Source organism: Kurthia sp. ISK08 (assembly GCF_046159805.1).
Lineage (GTDB): Bacteria > Bacillota > Bacilli > Bacillales_A > Planococcaceae > Kurthia > Kurthia gibsonii.
The window spans coordinates 222,489-241,703 of record NZ_JBJXHL010000003.1 but is presented as its reverse complement, the minus strand read 5'-3'; the positions used below and the strand labels follow the sequence as shown (position 1 = coordinate 241,703).

The window sequence follows — 19,215 nt, the reverse complement described above, 5'->3', positions numbered from 1 at the left end:
TATACAACTCTATCTTTTTTATATTTATATTAGAAAAAACACTGTATTTTTTTCACTTTTTTTGTATCTTTTTTACTCGTTTTCTTATGTCTTTCACATTAAAAAACAGCGCATTTTTCATCGAATATTTAAAAAGTTCTAAAATTCAGAATATAATTTCACTTCTTTTTTCGATCTTATATGTCGTTTTTTTACTACAAACAGAGTAATTTAATTCAATAAAAAAAGAGACTGGCAATCATGCCAATCTCTAAATTGAAAAATCAAATTCAATTTTTTCTTGTGTTAATTTTAGTCGTGCTGAAAAACTCGAACCTTTTTTTGATTTAAAACCTTTAATTGGTTTCGTTAATCCTTTTTCACACAAATCACGTACTTGGCTTGCTGTAATCTTTTTACTCGCAATACGTTTTGAAATTGTAAATTTACAACCTTCTTGATAGCGAGAACAGCCATAAAAACTTTTTTTCTCTAATAACTCTCCTTGATGACAAGACGGACACTTCGCAATCGGCCCTTTCACTGCTGGTTCTGCTAGTTCTGCGGCAGCTGTAATATCTGTTGTTTGAATGATTTGCGGTGCTGTCTCAATTAAGTGACGCAAAAACTTTTCAATATTTTGAAGGAAAGCTTGTTGTGTGCCTGTGCCTGCAGATATTTTTCTTAAATAACTTTCCCACTTCGCTGTCATAATTGGACTAGCCAATAGTGATCCTGCAATCGCTTGGCACAATACCTTTCCTTTTTCAGTAATGGAAACGATATTTTTTTGCACATCAATATATCCATGACGCTTAATTGTTTCGATAATACTTGCGCGCGTCGCTTCTGTACCAATCCCTTCAACTTCCTTCAAAATATCGCTCTCTGCATCGTCTTCAATGAGCTTTCCACATGTTTTCATCATCTGTACAAGTTGCCCTTCTGTAAAAGGTTTAGGCGGTTGCGTCGTACCTTGATGAATTTGCACCATCGCATCTACATCTTCTCCCTTTTCAACAAGCGGTAGTGGAGGTGCTTCTTTTTTTTGTTCTTTTGGTGCAGGCCATAACTCTTGGAAACCGCGATTTAATTCCACTTTTCCAACTGTTTTGAATAACAGTCCTTGAACATCTGTCACAATTTTTGTTTCTTCGTACATATAGTCTCGGTGGAACATTGCTAGCGCTGAACGTACGATTTCCGCATAAATATTTTTTTCCATGAGCGAAAGACCTGCTAGTTTATCGGCAGATGGAATCGATTTTGTTGGGATAATCGCATAGTGTTCTTCCACTTTTGAGCCGTCTACATATCTTTTTGAAGCAGATAGGCGCGCTGGTTCAAATGGTTTTTTCATCATTTCTTGGTACTGTGGTAGTTTCTTTTTTAAGTAAGCAAATTCAGCGTCCGTAATAAACTGACAATCACTTCTTGGGTATGAAATGAGCTTTTTCTCATATAGAGATTGTGCTACTTCCAATACTTTTGCAGGGCTATACTTCCATATACGATTCGCTTTTTGCTGCAATGTTGAGAGTGAATGTAGCTTTGGAGGTAATACCTTTTTCGGCTTTTTTTCAACACTTTGAATTGTCGCAGGGAGACGTTTTTTCTCTTGAATATGCGCTTTTTCTAATGCAGCTAAAGCTTCTTCATATTTCTTCGACTTAAAATCTGCCTTCCCCGTATAAGAACCCATGCGCGAATGAAATTCACCTTTTAATTCATAAAAATTTTCTGGTTGAAACTGCTCAATTTCAACATGACGTTCGTAAATCATGTAGACTGTTGGGGATTGTACACGACCAACTGAAATCGTCTCATTCAAACCTTTTTCTTTTAACAGCATTGTATATAGACGACTTGCATTCATCCCGACAAGCCAGTCACTAATTTGACGCGTCTGTGCTTCGATATACATTTGATAATCTTGTTGATTATCACGCAATGTTTGAAACCCTTTTCGAATTTCTTCGACTTCAAGTGAATTAATCCAAAGTCTTTGAATTGGTTTTGACTTCACTTTGGTTTGTTTTAAAATTGAATAGAAAATATTCGATCCTTCTCTGTCCACATCACAAGCATTAATTAACATACTTGCCTCTTTAAATAACGCCTTCACTGCTTGGAATTGATCCCACTTCCCCTTCGCTACTTTGAACTCGTAGTTTTCAGGAATCATCGGTAATACTTTTAAACTCCAACGCTTCCATTCTGCATGGTATTCAGCAGGCTGCTTCAGTTCGACAAGATGCCCAACACCCCATGTAATCGTCGCACCATTTGGAAACGTCTCACATGGTTGTAATTCAATAAAATGTTTCGTCTTTCTTGCCACCGGAAAAGCCTCCGCATACGCTTTCGCTTGCGATGGTTTTTCAGCAAAAATAACAACTTGTCCCACGTTCAAGGCTCAACTCCTTTAATCTACTATGTATGCATTCATTATACCATTAAGTCGATTGTCGTCTGTTTATAGAATGTTTTATTTCTTCTTTTTGGGCGTAAAATACACTTCATTTTAAAAGAAACAGGACTTTTTCCTTTCTATTCTAGTAAATGGATAAAATGGTATACTACATACTTGGAGGTGTTCTCACTTTGAAAAAAACATTTTTATGGATTGGACTCATTCTATTCATCCTCTCAATTGGATTAAATGCGACATTACTGTATGATCAAAAGCGTTTAGGCGACCTTGCAGCCCGCGAAGAAATCCTCACTGCCACAGTCTTTGAATTGCAGCGACTAGGTTACGATGAAAAAGAAATTCAGTCCATTACAACTGAACATGATGATTTTTTACTAAAAGGGAAAGCACCCGAACCATACGACTATATCGTCTATGTTGAAACAACAGATGCACCAGATGAAGTGAAAGTCTTTACATGGGCAGATACAAAGCATTCTAAAGTTATTTTAGAAAAATAAAAAAAGGAGTAATTCACGATGTTATATACAACCATTCGTTTCCCCAAACTTTTGATTCACTCATTTCTTGTACTTGTTCTCATGAACTTCCTCGCGTTAGTTAGTCATGACTTAGCAACACTGCTATTCCATCATCGGTTCGAAAAAAGTGATTCACTTATTTTAGTCCTCTTTCTTATTTGGCTCGTGTTCGCTTTACACAACCCGCGTTATCAAAAGCACACTTCTTCTTGAAGGTGCTTTTTTAGTATATCTTCGTCCCGAGAAATATTTATCATTAAACATAAATATACAACTTCCCCTTTTTATTCTATAATTTACTCTAACCTATCCCTTCATTGTTTAGTAAATTCATTTTGCGTGAATAATATCTCTATACATAATATAGGATAAGTTGTTTTGGAAAGGATGTTTGTTTATGGATGTTTATCTGTTTTTAATAGCCATATCCCTTGTGCTATTTTTTTGTAGCTTTGTTCTTCACCACGTAAATCCAACGAGCCTTTTTACAGGTTTAGCTATTTTACTATTCATTTTATCAGTTGGACTAATTTTCTTCGCTACTCTATTAAACCATTTTGAACGTTTTACTTTTTGGCTAATTGTTCCTATCGCTATTTTCTTTCTTATAATAGCTGTATTTTGGCTTTTTATTTTAGTTATTATGGTATTTGTGAATACACGTGCTGTTTTAAAAAGAGAACGTTTTTCAATCGGCAATCTACTTCCTTTATTTTCACTCATTGGCTTTGTTGTATTAGAACTTATTTTATTCTTGTTACAACATTATTACGGTGATGTTCGAGTTGTAAAAATGATGCTTGTTTTTATTCATTCAACGATTGGTTATATTATTTTGCTTTTTTCTCTTTATACATTTACAGCTGTTTATTATAAATGGATGCCTACTTTTAAAAAAATCGACTATATTCTCATATTAGGTTCAGGTTTAATTAAAGATCAGGTAACGCCTCTACTTGCAGGACGTATTGATGCAGGCATGCAATTTTTTAAAAAGCAAAAAGTAAAACCTACGATTATTGTTTGTGGGGGAAAAGGTGCAGACGAAAACATCTCGGAAGCCGAAGCGATGAAAAAATACATTGTGGAGAATTATGAATCATATCTACCTATTTATTTAGAAAATCAGTCTACAACGACTGAAGAAAATATTCAATTCGCTGAAAAAGTCGTACAAGAACAAGATCAGCGAGATTTAAAAAAGGCAAATGTTGCTATTGCCACAAGTACGTACCACCTTTTACGTGCTGGAAAATTAGCACAACAACTCGGAATTCGAGCTTTTGGTATTGGCGGTAAAACAAAACTTTACTATATTCCTACTGCTTTTATTCGTGAGTTTATAGGGTATATAGTATTGAAGAAAAGAACGAATATCTTAATTGTGTCGTTTCTTCTATTATTCGCTATTATTAGTAATCTATTTTAAGGGAGGTTTATGAAATGAAAAAAATCACAACATTTACTTTAATTACAGGAATTATTTTTATTGCATTTGGGGTTTTCTTTTTAGTAAAACCTGAAATCGCATTGAAGTCTATGGTCCTAATCGCTGCTGCACTTGCAGTTATCAAAGGGATTTTTGATATTTTCAATTATCTATTCTCACGTAAAAAATCAAATAAACCTGAAACATCTAGTCTAATTTCTGGTTTATTTATTTTAGCTTTAGGTATCTTGCTATTCTTTAATGCCGATTTTGGTATTCTATTTACTGGTTTCTTATTTGCACTTTGGTTTGCAATTGAATCAATTATGACATTAATTACGTTAAAATATTTCCGCGTAAAAAGCAGCCCAGCTTTTTATATCATTTTAGCCTTTACAATTATTGCGCTTGCTTTAAGTGTATTAATGTTTATCCGTCCGTTCTACTCGGCAATGAGCTTTACAATTTTAACAGGAGCTTATTTCTTAATTCAGGGAATTGTCTTAACAATTATTTCGATTAATGTTCGATCTTGGTTCTCATTTAAATAAGTGAGGATGTAAATTGTAAAATATTCAATCTATCTTTTTTAACATTCACAATAAAAATCCGAAATCGTAAGGTTAAACGATTTCGGATTTTTTCTATTTAGATATGCTTTATATATGTTTTTATTCTTATAGACTAGCGAGCTATATTTAAAAATGCATAAAAGTCATCTTTTTCTACAACATTTAGAATACATGGTTGTTGTTCTTTTTCTTCTAAAAATTGGTGTTCTTCTGGATAGTCATGCATAATGTGTTGACGAAGGTACGGGAGTTTTTGCTGTGCTGCTTGTGAACGAAGATTTTGTGTACGTGCCCCTAAAAATACACGTTCTAAACCATATGTATCAAAAGCAATTTTTAAAATCTCACATTTGGCACGTTCATTATAGCCCCTTCCCCAATAAGGTACACCTAACCAACTTCCTAAATGACATGATTTTTTCTGTTGGTCGATGTACATTAACGTTGTAACCCCAATCATTTGATGATTATGAAATACAAGTCGTGAACAGGTCGTACCTTCTTTTTCACCTTGTTGCATCTTTTGGATAAATTCTAAACGATTTTCTAATGTTTGATTTACTAAACCAAGCGCATCTGCTACAAGTGGATCGGATGCAAGTTCATGAATTCTAACAGCGTAATTCACGTGATGTGGCTTTAAATTAATCATAAAAACTCCCTCCTTTAATTAATTTGTCATTATATAGAAATACGGTTCTACTGTCTATATAGAATCAAAAATAATGTTTTAAAAGACAAAAAATACCATTTAATAAAAACAAAATGGTATTTTTGACTTTATTTATTCTTTTTTTAGATACTATTTACTATCTTGAATGATACTTTCGACATCCACTACAATTTCATCTTTTGGTACGTCTGTAAAGCCGCTATATGTTTTAACGACATGCCCTTGTTGATTCACAAGGGCAAAACTTGTACCATGTGTCACTTGATCTTCACCCTCTGTTTTTTTCACAAGTGTTTGAAATGACTTCACTGCTAACTTTTCGATATCTTGCTGTGTATAGCCTGTCAGTAAATCCCACTTCGATTCATCTGCTACTTCATAATTTTTTAAATAATTTGCTAGTTTTTTCGGTGTATCAACTTCTGGATCAACACTAAATCCGACGATACGATAATCTTCAATCCCTTTTTCTTTTAAGGAGTCTTGAATATCTGCCATATTCGCCATCATCGGCTGACAAACTGTTGTACAGCTTGTAAAAATGAATAGTGCCAGCCATGGTTTCCCTTGTAAATCATCTAATGTAACCGTCTTATTTTCATGATTTGTGTACTGGAAATTCTGTATTTCAATATCTTTTTCTGCTTTAAAGTTTGTTGTTTTACCACAAGCTGCAAGCAATATACACAAACAACTAATTCCGATTAATATCTTCCATTTTTGCATCATGTCACTCCCTTATCCCTCACTATCTTACAATTTCATACAACAACTGGCAATCATCTTAGGAGGAATGTTTGATTAATTCAACAAGAGCATCATGAATCGCTTGTAGACGTGCTTCTACTCGGTGTAAGAGATAAAAAGCAACAACTGCTGGAAAACCGATACTCTGTATAAATGTCATCCATTCTTGCATATTTTTCACCTCTTTCTATAAAAAAAGAGCCATGTCCAAAAGACACAGCCCCTTTTTGTTTTATACGATCACTGGTGTAGTTGTTTGTTCCACAATCTCTGCAGTTGCAATGGAATCAATTTCACCTGAACAGCAAACTATCTTTTTACAAGAACTTGAAAAACGTGCGCCACAAGTACAAATTCAAAACGAACTAAAAATATAGATTGAGACAAAACATGTCACTTCTTTTTTAGCGTTCGCAACGAAAAACTGGAACCGCGCCACAGCGTGATTCCAGTTTTTCTTATGCTCATATTACAGCCTGTTTTCGTGTGTATTTAACATATTCGGAAAGGAATACAAACCTGTCAAATTTGTAAACGAATATGTCGTCCGTTCATTGCTTCTATCCAAACAATGAATGGTCTTTATTTACACAATTACTTGTTGTTCTACTGCTGTTAAACCAAGTGCTTTAGCAGCTTGTACGTAATAGTCTGCTGTACTACCTAAATAATGTTCATAAAAGCGAGCGCGCTTCACATATAAATGACAATCTAATTCTTCTGTAAAACCAATACCACCATGAATCTGTACGCTATGCCCAGCTACACGATTGAATGCCTCTGTCGCGAAAATACGTGCCGCTGCTACTGCTTGTACACGATCTTCAGCATTCGTTTCGTATGCCCAGTTTGCATAATGTGCAAGTGAACGAGCTGTTTCTAAATCCATCTTCATATCGACAATACGGTGTTTAATCGCTTGGAATCGTCCAATCGGTTGACCGAATTGTTCGCGAATATTTGCATACTCTGTTACGGTATGAACGATTCTATCAAGACTTCCTACAATCATTGCTGAAAGTGCGGCATTGAATGATAGTAAGCTCTCTTGAATCGCATGCCAATCGCCTATCACTTGTTCTTCTGTGTAAGCGACATTTTGGAAGAAAACATTTGCCACGTGACGCGTTTCATCCATACTTGCTTGTGGTTGAATCGCAACATCCGCTGTTGGAACGATCATTGCACGAACGCCTGCTTCATCGCGTCCTTCTTGAACGCGTGCAATGACAACTAGATAATCTGCTAATTCTGCATCTGGTACCATTATTTTGGTACCGTTTAATTGACCATGTTGTGCGCTCAGTTGAATACCTGCTGGACGGTACGAGCTTTCAGGCTCTAACCAAGCAATCGATACCTTCACTTCACCAGAAGCAATACGTGGTAAATAGGTTTCTTTTTGATGTTGCGAACCGAATTTTTGTAAGAGCGGCACAACGAATGACTGTGTTTCAAGTAATAGTCCAGGTAATAAGACTGCACCAGCTTCTTCAAAAATGGGTACTAAATCAAGTGCGCCTAGTCCCATTCCATCATACGCTTCTTCGATATTTAATCCTGTACAGCCAAGTTCTACTAAAGAATCATGGCTTTGTTGGATAGCGATACGATCACCTGCTGCATAGCGTCTTGCAATTTGTGTACCTTCTAAATCAGCTAATGATTTTTTTGCGTAATTTCGAAACATTTCTTGTTCTTCACTTAATGAAAAGTCCATGTTGTCGCCCTCCTATCGTCCCATATCTTTTGGTAAGCCTAAAATACGTTCAGCAATGGTATTTTTCTGAATTTCACTCGTTCCACCGCCAATTGTTTGACCGAATGAGTACAAGTAATTATCTTGCCAATATGAATTGCCCGCTACTGCATCTTCTTTCCATAACACGCCTGGATGACCTTGTAATGATACAGCTTGTGCGAGTAGTTCTTTTGTTAATTCACTCACTTGTAGTTTATCCATTGAGCCTTCTGCACCTGGTTGACCTGTTTTTAATGATTTTGTTAAGTTGCGGTAGTAATTTAATAGAGAACCTTTAGTTTTCATATATAAATCGACCAGGTTCTTTTGTACGAGCGGTTGTTCAATGACGAATTCTCCGTCTTCTCGTAATGATTTTGCGACTTCCACTAATTCATTGTATTGTTTTTCTACAGTGAAAACTTGTGCGCCAATACCTGTACGTTCGTGCATCAGAAGGGCGATAATCACGCGCCATCCTTCATCTACTTCACCGATAATTTGAGCGTCTGTTGCGACTGCATTGTTTAAATACACTTCATTAAAGTCATGTTGACCGTCCATTTGAATAATCGGTACCGTTTCGACACCTGGTTGATGCATATCAAGTAGGAAACATGTAATCCCCTTATGCTTTTTATCGAATTTATTGGTACGTGCTACAAGGAAACATTGGTCTGCCATATGTCCGAAACTCGTCCATACTTTTTGACCGTTAATAATCCATTTGTCGCCTTCTTTGACAGCCGTTGTTTGAATTGCGGCAACGTCCGATCCTGCATTCGGTTCTGAGTAGCCTTGACACCATACTTCCTCACCTGTTAGCATCTTCTTCATATAGCGCTCACGCTGTTCCTCTGTACCAATATGCATTAATGTCGGTCCAACCATATGAATTCCTACATAGTTGACAAGTGGTGGTGCATCGACGCGTACCATCTCTTGATGGTAGACGATTTCTTCCATTAACGTCGCATTACGACCACCGTACTTTTCAGGCCATGCAATGGCAGCCCAACCACCTTCATATAATTTGCGCTGCCAATCGCGTAAAAATAGTTCATATTCTTTTGTTTCTTTATTAATCGCAAATGTACCGTCAAGCCACCCTTCTGGTAAATTCGCTTCTAACCAACTTCTCAACTCTTGGCGAAAAGCTTCTTCTTGTGGTGTGAATGAAAAATCCATGTAATTCCCTCCTTATACGAGCTGCCATTGTGGAATGGCACGTTCTTCGTTAATGGTTTCCCAAATCATTTGTACTGGCTTACCAATTGCGATATCCGTTGGTTCACAATTTAGTACATTACCGATAATGGTAATGTCTTGTTCTTTTAACTTCACAACGGCAATAACAAGTGGACAATCTTCCATTGTGTAACCCGGTAAGAATGGACGATATGAAATAACATATGAGTAAATTTCACCGAAGATTTCCGTCCCTTGATCTTCCCAAATGACGTTTTGACTACCACAATGGCTACATGCTGGGCCTGGTGGATGTGCATATTGACCACAATCCGTACATTTTTGAAGTACAAGATGATGTGCATCTGCTGCATCCCAGTACGGTGCATTGTCGATTGTTTTAAATGGAATTGGTTTTGTATAGGTTGTTTCTTTGATTTGTTCTGTCATCTAAAGCGCCTCCTTAATTGTGTAAAATCATCGCTCCTGCAATATCTGGTCCTGCCCATCCTGTACAAATACCGACATCATGATTTTTCGCTTGGCGATTCGTTCCTGTATATTCACCGCGAACTTGTCGCACGATTTCAAGGACATTGTTCATGCCATGTGTATAACCTTCTGCTAACATGCCACCTGCAAGATTTGTTGGTAAGGCACCATCAATTTTTAAATTCCCTGCTGCTACAAACTCACCAATTTGTCCTTTCGGCGCAAGTCCATATGCTTCTAATTGGCGTAATACAACCCAACTGTAGCAGTCATAAATACTCGCCACTTGAATTTCAGCTGGTGTAATGCCTGCTTTTTCGTATAAATCTTTTGCGACATAATCGGCCGCTACTTCTTCAACGTTTTGCCAGTAATGTGCGTGTGATACACATTGTCTAGCAGCAATCCCCAGAATATAGGCTGGTTTTTGTTGCAGCTGTTTTGCACGTTTTGCTGATGTCACAATGATGGCATTTGCCTCATCTGATTCTAAGCAAAAATCATGTTTATTGAATGGATCACTTAAGTCAGGTGTTGCTAAATATTCTTCCATTGTTAGTGGTTTACCATAGAAAAAGGCTTTTGGATTTTGCTGTGCATATTCGTAAGCCGATAAGCAAACATGTCCTAAATGTTCTTTTTGAATTCCGTTTAAATGCATATGACGTTGTGCGAAAAGCCCGAACCATTGCGATGGACTGCCTGCACCGTATGGAATGATGAATGAACCACCATCAATAGCTGTTTGTAATAAATCCGTACTCCAACCGCCACCGCCCATACGTACGCCAGAACGTCCATTCATCGCGCGGTAAATAAGAACGGTATTCGCTTGTCCTGTCTCAATTAGACTGACTGCATCTGCGATGAGTAGCTCTGTACTCGAACCACCGCCTGAAATATCTTTTACATAGCGTGGACGAACACCTAAATACGTTGCTACTTGGTGTGCTGTACATGAGTCGCCCTCTGAGTAACTCATGAAACCATCAATTTCTTGTGGGTCAATTCCTGCATCTTGAATTGCTGCTCTTGCTGCATCCAATGCTAAATGTAACGGCGTTGTACCTGAATTTTTTGAACGTTCACTTTCTCCAACACCGACAATTGCGTACTTACTTCTCATTTCATTCATGTGTATGCACTCCTTCAAATACGAGAATAGCTGTACCATTTCCAACAACTTCTTGCGGTCCTTTTGAAGCATAAACATTCAAGCGGACGCGTTTGCCTTCTATTTTTTCAACGATGGCTGAACAAGTTACTTGTTCTTGTGGGAATGTCATCGCACCAAATCGCATACGAAATTCTTCCACGCGCGCCTCTTTACCTGCTAATTGATTCACATACTGACCGAGCTGTCCCATCACGAACATACCATGCGCAATGTTCGTTGGTAATCCGACACTTTTAGCCACTTGTTCATCTGTATGAATTGGATTTAAGTCACCTGATGCTTGTGCATATGCAACTAACTGATCATTGGTAATCGGTTTATTCGTGATTGGTTCGATTGTCTGTTCAACTTGTAATTGTTCTAATACCAACATCTTCTTCTCCTCCTATACATGTTGCTGTGCAGCACGATATACGATATTCGTTCTGCTTGTCACAACTAATCTGTCTGTCGTATCGTACATATAGGTATCAAGTACAATGAATTCCATCGTCCCGTTTTTACCTTGTTTTTCATAAACGTCTGAAACGACTGCATCACATGTTAAAACATCTCCTGGAACGATTGGACGTTCATAGATAAAAGCCTGCTCACCATGTAGCATACGTCGTTGGTCGAGTTGTAAGTCGATGGCGCCACCTGCTGCCCCAATCGCAATCGGGTAGGTTGGCGGAGCAGTAATGCGACCATACGCTGTCGTTTTAGCATATTTTTCATCGAAATAAAGTGGTGACGCATCACCAATTGCACGTGCAAATGCTTGTATATGTTCAAGCGTGACATGGAATGTAAATGACTCTCCCTTTAAACCAATTAAATGTTTATTGGACATCTGTTAACCCTCCTACCACTACATTTTCTTCTACTTTTTTCAGTGCCATCATGGCATCTGCTGCTTTGACGCCTTTTTCATAAACAATCAGTGGGTTAATATCTAATTCTTCAATTTGATCGTGATCCATCATAAGTGAAGATACGCGTAATAGCACATCAATAATCGCTTCTGTATCTACTTTCACCTTACCTCTAGCGCCATGTAATAGTGCTTTTCCTTTGAGTTCTTCTAACATATCCACTGCATCTTTTCGTGATAATGGTGCTACGCGGAATGATACATCTTTGAAGATTTCAACGAAGATACCGCCTAGCCCTACCATGATGACTGGTCCAAATAACGGGTCGCGCTGTGCTCCAATAATCATTTCGACACCTTCGCCGAGCATCTCTTGAACTGAAATACCGTTGATGATGGCTTCTGGACAGTAATTTTTCGCATTTTGCATAATTTCATGGAATGCTTGCTGTACTTCTGCTTCATTTTGTAGATTTAAGCGAATCGCATCTGCTTCCGTCTTATGTGGAATTTGTGCAGAATCCACTTTCATTACTACCGGATAACCCATTTGCTCTGAAACGGCTTTTGCTGCTTCAACATCCATCGCAATGACACGATTCGTTGTTGGAATACCGTATGCTTGAAGAACCGTTGCCGCTTGCGCCTCGCTCAACATCTCTTGACCTGCAATCAGTGCATCAATCTCTTGCTTTAAGAAGATTTCTTGCTCTGCTACTTCATCAAACTGCCCTCGGTATTGTTCTGCATATGTTACTAATTTAGAAAGCGCACGAATCGGATTTAAGCTACCTGAAATAACAGGAATACCATGTTCTACTAATGTTTTTGTAGCTGGTGGATATGTCATCCCTTCAATCTCAAATGTTGTGACACAGACAAATTTATCGGACTTCTCACAAAGCGAGATGAACTCTTGTAAAATCGGCATCTCTTTCGTCCAATTATGTGGAAATTCTGTAAAAATAATATTGTGTACATCTGGGTCCTCTGTTAGCGCTTTCATTGGAGCTAAAAATAATTCTGGATTCGTTACGGAAGCTGCTGCTGTTAAATCAATCGGGTTCGTTGCACTAGCATAACTCGGAATATCTTCTCGAATTTTCGCTTTTGTTTCTTCAGAAAGCGGCACAACATATAACCCTAAACTTTCACAACGATCCGCTTCGTTAATTCCACGACCACCCGAACTTGTGACGATAACTGTATTACGCCCTTTTGGTAATTTATTCGCTAAAAATAATTTAGAGAATGAAATGATATCATCATAATCATCTGCACGAACGATTGCCGCCTGTCTAAAGAATGCATCATAAATATTATCTGCACCTGCAAGTGAACCTGTATGAGAAGCGGCTGCTTGGCTGCCCGCCTCACTACGTCCTGTTTTCATCAGCACAATCGGCTTTTTACGTTTTAACGCTTCTTTTGCTAAAGCAAGTAGACGTTTTGGATCACGTGCACCTTCCATATAGCCTGTAATAATTTGTGTTTGTTCATCGTGAATCATATATTCAATGAAATCTGCAAATTCAGATTCCATCTCATTTCCTGTACTAACAAAGTAATTAAATAAAATACCGTTCTGTGCTGCTGCCATATACGTTAATACACCGAAGGCACCACTTTGCGATACATAGCCAACACCTTTTTTACCGTCTGTTGGAACCATTAAGATGGCAGGTGAGAATGTGCCAATTAAACCATTCGATGTGTTCACAAGCCCTACACAGTTTGGTCCAACAATTCGAATACCATGCTGTCTTGCAAGCATCGCTAAGCGTTGTTGTTGTGCAATTCCTTCTTCTCCTGTTTCAGAGAATCCAGCTGCGAAAATAATGACTGCTTTTACCCCTTTTTTCGCACAATCGATGATACCTTCTTCGATTTGATTCGCACTCGTACAAAGAATCGCTAAATCGACTTCTCCTTCGACTTCTGATACAGATGGATAACAACGTAAACCTGCAATTTCAGTGGCTGTTCGATGAATTGGATAAATCTCACCTGTGAATTTCCCATCAATTAATGCCTGTACTTGTAAATAACCAATTTTGTACTTACTTTCTGAAGCACCTACAACTGCAATGCCTTTCGGGTTAAACAGTGGAGCCAATGTTTCGTAATGACGATTTTCGAGCATGTTCCATCACCTCTATATGTGTATTAACAGACATTTCTGTTACACCTATTGTAGCGAAGGCTTAAGTTGACGCGATTGTACCGTACACACTAAGTTCATATACTTATATACAAATGGCTCATTATAATTGAGCCTTCAAACCCTTGAACCATCTCGTTTTACATTTTTTATTATTTTTTTGTTGTACAAGCCAACCACGCTTTTCGTACATGTGAATCACGACGTACGTGATACATAAACATCGAAAATAAATGAATAGAGGATTAGCTTGAACTAAAATTTTTAAGTCTTTTCGAGAATTAAAATAACATAAAGTAGAAATAAAAAGGATTAGCGATTGAACGCTAATCCTTTTACTCTAACCAACTTTGTACTTTTTTTGTTAATGGGCGTAAACCACGTTCCATCTCACCTAGTTCACTAATCGACAACTGGAGTTCTTCTGCCAACTGTAGTAACGAGTAATTACGTTGTTGCCGTACTTCTTTCAATGTTTTTTTCTTTTCTACTTTTTTAGTAGTCTTTCGTTCAATTGTTGCATACTGTTTTAAAATAGCTACTGGTGGTTCAATAATAATACCTGTTTCCAACCATATTTTCGCCCATCCTTTAAATTCTGCAATCGATTCATCCCATTTTTCATATTGCCAAGATTGAATCACACCATCTGCTTCCAATTGATCGAGTGCTTTTTCTAATCGCTCTCGTGTACGCGATGGTAAACGCTCGTTCATCGGAATGCCAATCGAATCTAATAATGTACGAATCGCATTCGGCGCTAAATAATCTGCTTTTCGTGCCTGTGTACGCCAGCGCCAACTCAAATAACGACTGAGTCGCTTTTCATGCAACTGTTGTGTTGGATGGTAATGTAGCGCCTTCATATGTTGTAAAGCTACTTGTCGCCCCGCCCCCGTTAAATAATGCGCAAACGCTTCATCCAATGAAAAATAAATTTCTTTTACAGGTTCATGCGGCGATAATGCAAAATCTTGTCCTAATGCATCTTTGAATAAGAAGGTGCGCCCCTTTAGTGTTGTATATTGGGGTGTCCCCTTTTCAAAACTAAGTAATTTTGTCAATGACATATGAATGCTTTGAATATTACATAATGACTGCATAATTTGGATTTTTTGTTTATGGTCGTAGCCACCTCGTCTACCGTCACCACTTCGTTTCGGTTTTAGTCCTCTATAATGAAGTAAGTCCGTAATCGTCACTTTGATTAACTCATTCGGTTGACGTTTACGCGATAAAAAGACATTACATAGCGCATCAAATACATCAACATCAATATCTGAAATTTTCCCCACCTGCTCCCACGCATATTGCAAAGCATGATCTCGTACGAATGGATTAATTTCAAAACGCCCTTCTGTATTACCCTTCAAAACAATAGCCGTTGGGTAAGGTGAACCAATATGATGTTCAAAATTCTTCTTATAAATCGCTTCTCGTACTAGTTGATAAGGTAGATTGTTCATCACAAACAAATGATTTTCAACTGTAAACTGTGCTGTAAATTCACCCATTTTTGTCTTTTCATCTTGTAGATGATGCAGAATTTTAGGTAATTGATTTGTTTTTTTCAATTCACATAAAATTTCTTCGAGCCACTTTTCTAAGTAGGCATTCGTCGCATCCGTCATCACTTGCATGAACTCTCCTTTTTCAGCGAGTTGTTGCGAAAAGAAGTCGAAAAATAGATAGTTAAGGTCGGTATCATTCATTTGACGTAATTCCTCAATCGAAACATGGTCGAGTAATTTAACGATGACCCAATCTTTCACCTGATTTTTAAAATCATAATAAAAAGTTAACCAACGCTCATCTGATAAAAACGTTGTTTGCTGAATTAATTGTTGTAATTCATGCATCGTTTCATCCAATATAGCTGGATTTTTTAATTTCTTTTCAAGTGTAGGATGTTCTTCGAAATGGTATGCCACAAGCGCCTTTGCAATTTCCATGACCGTCTCTTTTCTAGCCTGCATTCGAATATTATAAAAAAGCGCTTCATTCTGTTCATATGTTTTTGCCCATACGACAAATGATTTTGCATGAAATGTATGATGCACCTCTGGCAATTCAATAATTTTCGATTGATTGAATTCTTTTTGTAAAAATTGAACATGTTTCTTCATTGAATATTGTTCATACACACATAAAATATAAAAATCTTCAATACGTTCAGCCACTTCCATTTGTTCCGTTACGCTTACTGCCATACCGCTCCTCCTAACTTATTAACATAGTGATTCATCATTCATTTCTTTCATTTTACATAAAAGAGAATAAAAATACCATAAATAGCTAATGTAATACATAAAATATATTTTTTATGTATTATATGGTTAGTTTTGTCCCTTTCAAACCGATAGATTCCCTTTCGCGCGTGCATTTGTCCCTTTCAAACCGATGGATTCCCTTTCGCGCGGCATTTTGTCCCTTTCAAACCGACGGATTCCCTTTCGCGCGTGCATTTGTCCCTTTCAACAGCGACATTTCCCTTTCGCGCGTGCATTTGTCCCTTTCAACAGCGACATTTCCCTTTCGCGCGTGCATTTATTCCTTTCAAACCGATAGATTCCCTTTCGCGCGGCTATTTGTCCCTTTCAAATCGATGGATTCCCTTTCGCGCGTGCATTTGTCCCTTTCAACGGCATAGATTCCCTTTCGCGCAATCATTTGTCCCTTTCAACGGCACAGATTCCCTTTAATTTAAAAAAACGAGCTACATTTCCTATAAGGAAACATAACTCGCTCGAAAAAACTCGATTATTTTATTGTTCTACTTTTTCAAATGTATGTAGCGGTATTTTCTTTTCTAAACGCTTGTATTGCCATAGCATCGCTAAGCGCCATGGTAGAATCATTGAAAAGGCTAGAATCCAGAACAGACCACCTAATTCACCTAAGTGGAATTCGCCACCTAAATAGATTTTCGCAATTGTACGGAAAGCAAGTAATCCCATTAATACAAAGAAAAATGCTTTTGACGGTTTTAAAAAGATTTGCTCATCTAAAATATGAAAACGAGACGTCTTAATTAATAGAATGGAACAAAGCATACCGACTATAACAGATGTGATAGTATGATCCCATGAAACACGGAAATACGGGAAGATAAACATCAAAGCTCCTGTTGCCATACCAAGCGGCGGAATAATTATTTTTTTGACTGTTGCAGGTTTTTTGGCTGATTTTACTCGAATGAGCATCATCATCGTTCCCATGAATACGACTAAAACTGTTGAACCAATTAGTACATATTGAGAAGGAATCGAATTAAACATATGACCCTCTCCTTATCTTTACACTAAATTACAATCATTTGACGAATAATACGTTTAAATTGTTCATGATCAAATGGCTTCGTCAAAAAATCTTTTGCACCGTTTTCAAGTGCTTTAATGACGACTTTTTGTTGCCCTAGAGCTGTTACGACAATAATTTTAGCACTTGGAAATTCATTTACGATTTCTTTTGTAGCATCCAATCCTGATAATACGGGCATCGTTACGTCCATCGTAACAAGATCTGGCTGTAATGTACGATACAGTTCAATTGCTTGTTGACCATTCTCAGCCTCTCCGACAACTTGTAAACCACATTCAACCGCTAGTGATTTAACAGTTTCACGCATAAAAACGGTATCGTCTACTACTAATAAAGTTGTCAATCTGTCCACCCCTTTTATCGTTTTATAATATACTACTTTTCACTATTTTTAGCTAGTTAAAAACCAATAAAATCGCCAAAAATCGGTGACAATAAGCGATTAAAAATCGTCATCGCATTAAAGAAAATAATGATTCCAAGTACAATCATTATGTACCCGCCAACTTTGACTAATTTTTGACCATTTCGCTGAATCCAACCTAGTCGTGTGACAAAGAATGATAAGAAGAAAAATGGTAGTGCGAAACCAATTACATATGCCAGCATATACCAAATGGCTGCATCTGGATTCGATACGCCAAGCGCAAAGATTCCTGCTAAAATCGGTCCTGTACATGGTGTCCAACCCGCTGCGAACACAAGTCCAATAAGCGCTGAACCAATATAACCTGCTGGTCGACTCTTTAATTCAAACTTTCGTTCCTTCATTAAAAATTGTGGTGTGAAAATGCCTGCTGTGACTAAACCAACAATGACAAGTAAAATACCACCGAATTGACGAATAATTTCGTCATACTCTCTAAATAAAGAGGAAACAAATGTTGTACTAAAGCCTAACGCAATAAAAATCAATGAAAAACCAAATAAAAAGAATAACGTATGTAAAATGGCTTTTTTTTGCATTAAGCCTTTTCCTTTTTTAATATCACCAAACGATACCCCTGTTATGTAAGAAAGAAACGCAGGATACAATGGTAATGTGCAAGGTGAAATGAAACTTAAAAACCCTGCTCCAAACGCAATGAGCAAATTCAAATCTGTATTCATATTCCTCTCCCTTCAATTATAAAACAAATTCTAAAAAAATTATTGTATTTTCTTGATACTTTACAATTAAAAACTGCATATACCTCAATAATAAAGAGTTATACACAGTTTGGCTAGGAAATCGCTTTATTCCCATAGGTTCTTTTTATATTTTCCACATGTTCTAGCTTAGTTTCCTCTGTTGTCAGTTGCCATGGATCAAGTTGAGTTTGAAGTGCATGTACTGAAATCTGACTTGGAAGTGCTTGTAAAACATCATATAAAAATACTAATTGCGTTATTTTACAAATATATGTGTTATCTGCTGGCATCGGATCAACATGCACAGCCGCATCACGTCCAAAGACAATGACAGAATAAATGGGTTTAACCGAACCGATTAATGCAGTTAACGCTCGAATATGCGTCGCGTTTTGACGTACAGGACTATAAAAGCGCTGATCGAACGTTTCACTAAAAGATTTTGTCCAATGGGAATCGTGAATTGTTCCATATATGTCCCCTGTATAATTTTTTGATTCAAATACAAAAATACCTTTTTCATGAACCATTAATACATCAATTTCTGTCCATTTATTTTGTGGAAGTGGAATGTAAAAGTTTTTGTATAAAACAAATTGTCCAGGTAACTGTGAAAGAAAGTCGACGATTTCATTCTCCAGCTCTTCGCCTCTTTGCTCCGCTGTTACAACCTCTGCTTCATCTTCTTGAAAGATGGATTCTAAAGGCTTTTGTCGATGGTACAGTATGATAAGACTACTAAAAATGCAGAGGGTAAGTAAGATGATAAACATAGCTGTGTCCTCCTATATAAATT

General features: G+C 37.3%; 20 protein-coding genes. 4 read left to right on the top strand and 16 right to left on the bottom strand.

Annotated features, from left to right (window positions below; genetic code table 11):
• Positions 1-250: 250 nt before the first annotated feature.
• A complete protein-coding gene (locus tag ACKVQX_RS07815) occupies positions 251-2,386 on the bottom strand; it encodes a DNA topoisomerase 3 (RefSeq protein WP_409136207.1) in 2,136 nt (711 codons plus the stop codon).
• A gap of 197 nt (positions 2,387-2,583) precedes the next feature.
• Between ACKVQX_RS07815 and ACKVQX_RS07810 the strand changes: the two genes are divergently transcribed.
• The 3 genes from ACKVQX_RS07810 (at position 2,584) to ACKVQX_RS07800 (ending at position 4,914) form a co-directional block, all read left to right on the top strand.
• Complete coding sequence (locus ACKVQX_RS07810; RefSeq protein WP_409136171.1) at positions 2,584-2,913, top strand: hypothetical protein; 330 nt, start codon at positions 2,584-2,586, stop codon at positions 2,911-2,913.
• Between the two features lie 418 nt (positions 2,914-3,331).
• The gene (locus tag ACKVQX_RS07805; RefSeq protein WP_409136170.1) at positions 3,332-4,363 is read left to right on the top strand and encodes a YdcF family protein; all 1,032 of its coding nucleotides are present in this window, start codon (positions 3,332-3,334) and stop codon (positions 4,361-4,363) included.
• A 14-nt stretch (positions 4,364-4,377) separates the two neighbouring features.
• The gene (locus ACKVQX_RS07800) at positions 4,378-4,914 is read left to right on the top strand and encodes an HdeD family acid-resistance protein (protein ID WP_087680626.1); all 537 of its coding nucleotides are present in this window, start codon (positions 4,378-4,380) and stop codon (positions 4,912-4,914) included.
• 133 nt (positions 4,915-5,047) lie between these two features.
• Here ACKVQX_RS07800 and ACKVQX_RS07795 read toward each other — a convergent pair whose 3' ends face one another.
• The 3 genes from ACKVQX_RS07795 to ACKVQX_RS07785 all read right to left on the bottom strand — a co-directional run bounded on the left by ACKVQX_RS07795 (position 5,048) and on the right by ACKVQX_RS07785 (position 6,527).
• Entirely contained in the window at positions 5,048-5,587 is a 540-nt protein-coding gene (locus tag ACKVQX_RS07795) for a GNAT family N-acetyltransferase (RefSeq protein ID WP_068453634.1), read from the bottom strand.
• A 150-nt stretch (positions 5,588-5,737) separates the two neighbouring features.
• Positions 5,738-6,334 carry an SCO family protein gene (locus tag ACKVQX_RS07790; protein ID WP_335339050.1) on the bottom strand — a complete coding sequence of 199 codons (597 nt, stop codon included), beginning with the start codon at positions 6,332-6,334 and terminating at the stop codon, positions 5,738-5,740.
• A gap of 58 nt (positions 6,335-6,392) precedes the next feature.
• Positions 6,393-6,527, bottom strand: a complete 135-nt coding sequence (locus ACKVQX_RS07785) for a YvrJ family protein (protein WP_087680623.1) — start codon at positions 6,525-6,527, stop codon at positions 6,393-6,395.
• Positions 6,528-6,582: 55 nt separating this feature from the next.
• Here ACKVQX_RS07785 and ACKVQX_RS07780 point away from each other — a divergent pair, with 55 nt between their 5' ends.
• Positions 6,583-6,732 (top strand): hypothetical protein, encoded by a 150-nt coding sequence (locus ACKVQX_RS07780; protein WP_409136169.1) that lies wholly within the window; start codon positions 6,583-6,585, stop codon positions 6,730-6,732.
• Positions 6,733-6,941: 209 nt separating this feature from the next.
• On the opposite strand, the gene ACKVQX_RS07775 is transcribed toward ACKVQX_RS07780, so the two are convergent.
• The 12 genes from ACKVQX_RS07775 to ACKVQX_RS07720 all read right to left on the bottom strand — a co-directional run bounded on the left by ACKVQX_RS07775 (position 6,942) and on the right by ACKVQX_RS07720 (position 19,192).
• On the bottom strand, positions 6,942-8,075 hold the full coding sequence (locus tag ACKVQX_RS07775) for an acyl-CoA dehydrogenase family protein (RefSeq protein ID WP_409136168.1): 1,134 nt from the start codon (positions 8,073-8,075) through the stop codon (positions 6,942-6,944).
• Between the two features lie 12 nt (positions 8,076-8,087).
• Positions 8,088-9,284 carry an acyl-CoA dehydrogenase family protein gene (locus tag ACKVQX_RS07770; RefSeq protein ID WP_325943164.1) on the bottom strand — a complete coding sequence of 399 codons (1,197 nt, stop codon included), beginning with the start codon at positions 9,282-9,284 and terminating at the stop codon, positions 8,088-8,090.
• Between the two features lie 12 nt (positions 9,285-9,296).
• The gene (locus ACKVQX_RS07765; protein ID WP_068453649.1) at positions 9,297-9,734 is read right to left on the bottom strand and encodes a Zn-ribbon domain-containing OB-fold protein; all 438 of its coding nucleotides are present in this window, start codon (positions 9,732-9,734) and stop codon (positions 9,297-9,299) included.
• A 13-nt stretch (positions 9,735-9,747) separates the two neighbouring features.
• The gene (locus ACKVQX_RS07760; RefSeq protein ID WP_068453651.1) at positions 9,748-10,911 is read right to left on the bottom strand and encodes a thiolase C-terminal domain-containing protein; all 1,164 of its coding nucleotides are present in this window, start codon (positions 10,909-10,911) and stop codon (positions 9,748-9,750) included.
• Positions 10,904-11,326, bottom strand: coding sequence for a MaoC/PaaZ C-terminal domain-containing protein (locus ACKVQX_RS07755; RefSeq protein WP_087680617.1), 423 nt, complete (start codon positions 11,324-11,326; stop codon positions 10,904-10,906). The genes ACKVQX_RS07760 and ACKVQX_RS07755 overlap by 8 nt, the downstream gene beginning before the upstream one ends.
• 12 nt (positions 11,327-11,338) lie before the next feature.
• Positions 11,339-11,785 carry a MaoC family dehydratase N-terminal domain-containing protein gene (locus ACKVQX_RS07750; protein WP_285216324.1) on the bottom strand — a complete coding sequence of 149 codons (447 nt, stop codon included), beginning with the start codon at positions 11,783-11,785 and terminating at the stop codon, positions 11,339-11,341.
• Positions 11,775-13,949, bottom strand: a complete 2,175-nt coding sequence (locus tag ACKVQX_RS07745) for an acetate--CoA ligase family protein (RefSeq protein ID WP_409136167.1) — start codon at positions 13,947-13,949, stop codon at positions 11,775-11,777. The genes ACKVQX_RS07750 and ACKVQX_RS07745 overlap by 11 nt, the downstream gene beginning before the upstream one ends.
• Before the next feature lie 353 nt (positions 13,950-14,302).
• The gene (locus tag ACKVQX_RS07740) at positions 14,303-16,177 is read right to left on the bottom strand and encodes a helix-turn-helix domain-containing protein (RefSeq protein ID WP_409136166.1); all 1,875 of its coding nucleotides are present in this window, start codon (positions 16,175-16,177) and stop codon (positions 14,303-14,305) included.
• Between the two features lie 555 nt (positions 16,178-16,732).
• On the bottom strand, positions 16,733-17,245 hold the full coding sequence (locus ACKVQX_RS07735) for a CcdC family protein (protein WP_068453664.1): 513 nt from the start codon (positions 17,243-17,245) through the stop codon (positions 16,733-16,735).
• Positions 17,246-17,268: 23 nt separating this feature from the next.
• Positions 17,269-17,631, bottom strand: a complete 363-nt coding sequence (locus ACKVQX_RS07730) for a response regulator (protein WP_087680471.1) — start codon at positions 17,629-17,631, stop codon at positions 17,269-17,271.
• A 56-nt stretch (positions 17,632-17,687) separates the two neighbouring features.
• Positions 17,688-18,398: a cytochrome c biogenesis CcdA family protein gene (locus tag ACKVQX_RS07725; RefSeq protein ID WP_068453666.1), complete on the bottom strand. Its 711-nt coding sequence runs from the start codon at positions 18,396-18,398 to the stop codon at positions 17,688-17,690.
• 113 nt (positions 18,399-18,511) lie between these two features.
• A complete protein-coding gene (locus tag ACKVQX_RS07720; protein ID WP_068453667.1) occupies positions 18,512-19,192 on the bottom strand; it encodes a nuclease-related domain-containing protein in 681 nt (226 codons plus the stop codon).
• Positions 19,193-19,215 lie beyond the last annotated feature (23 nt).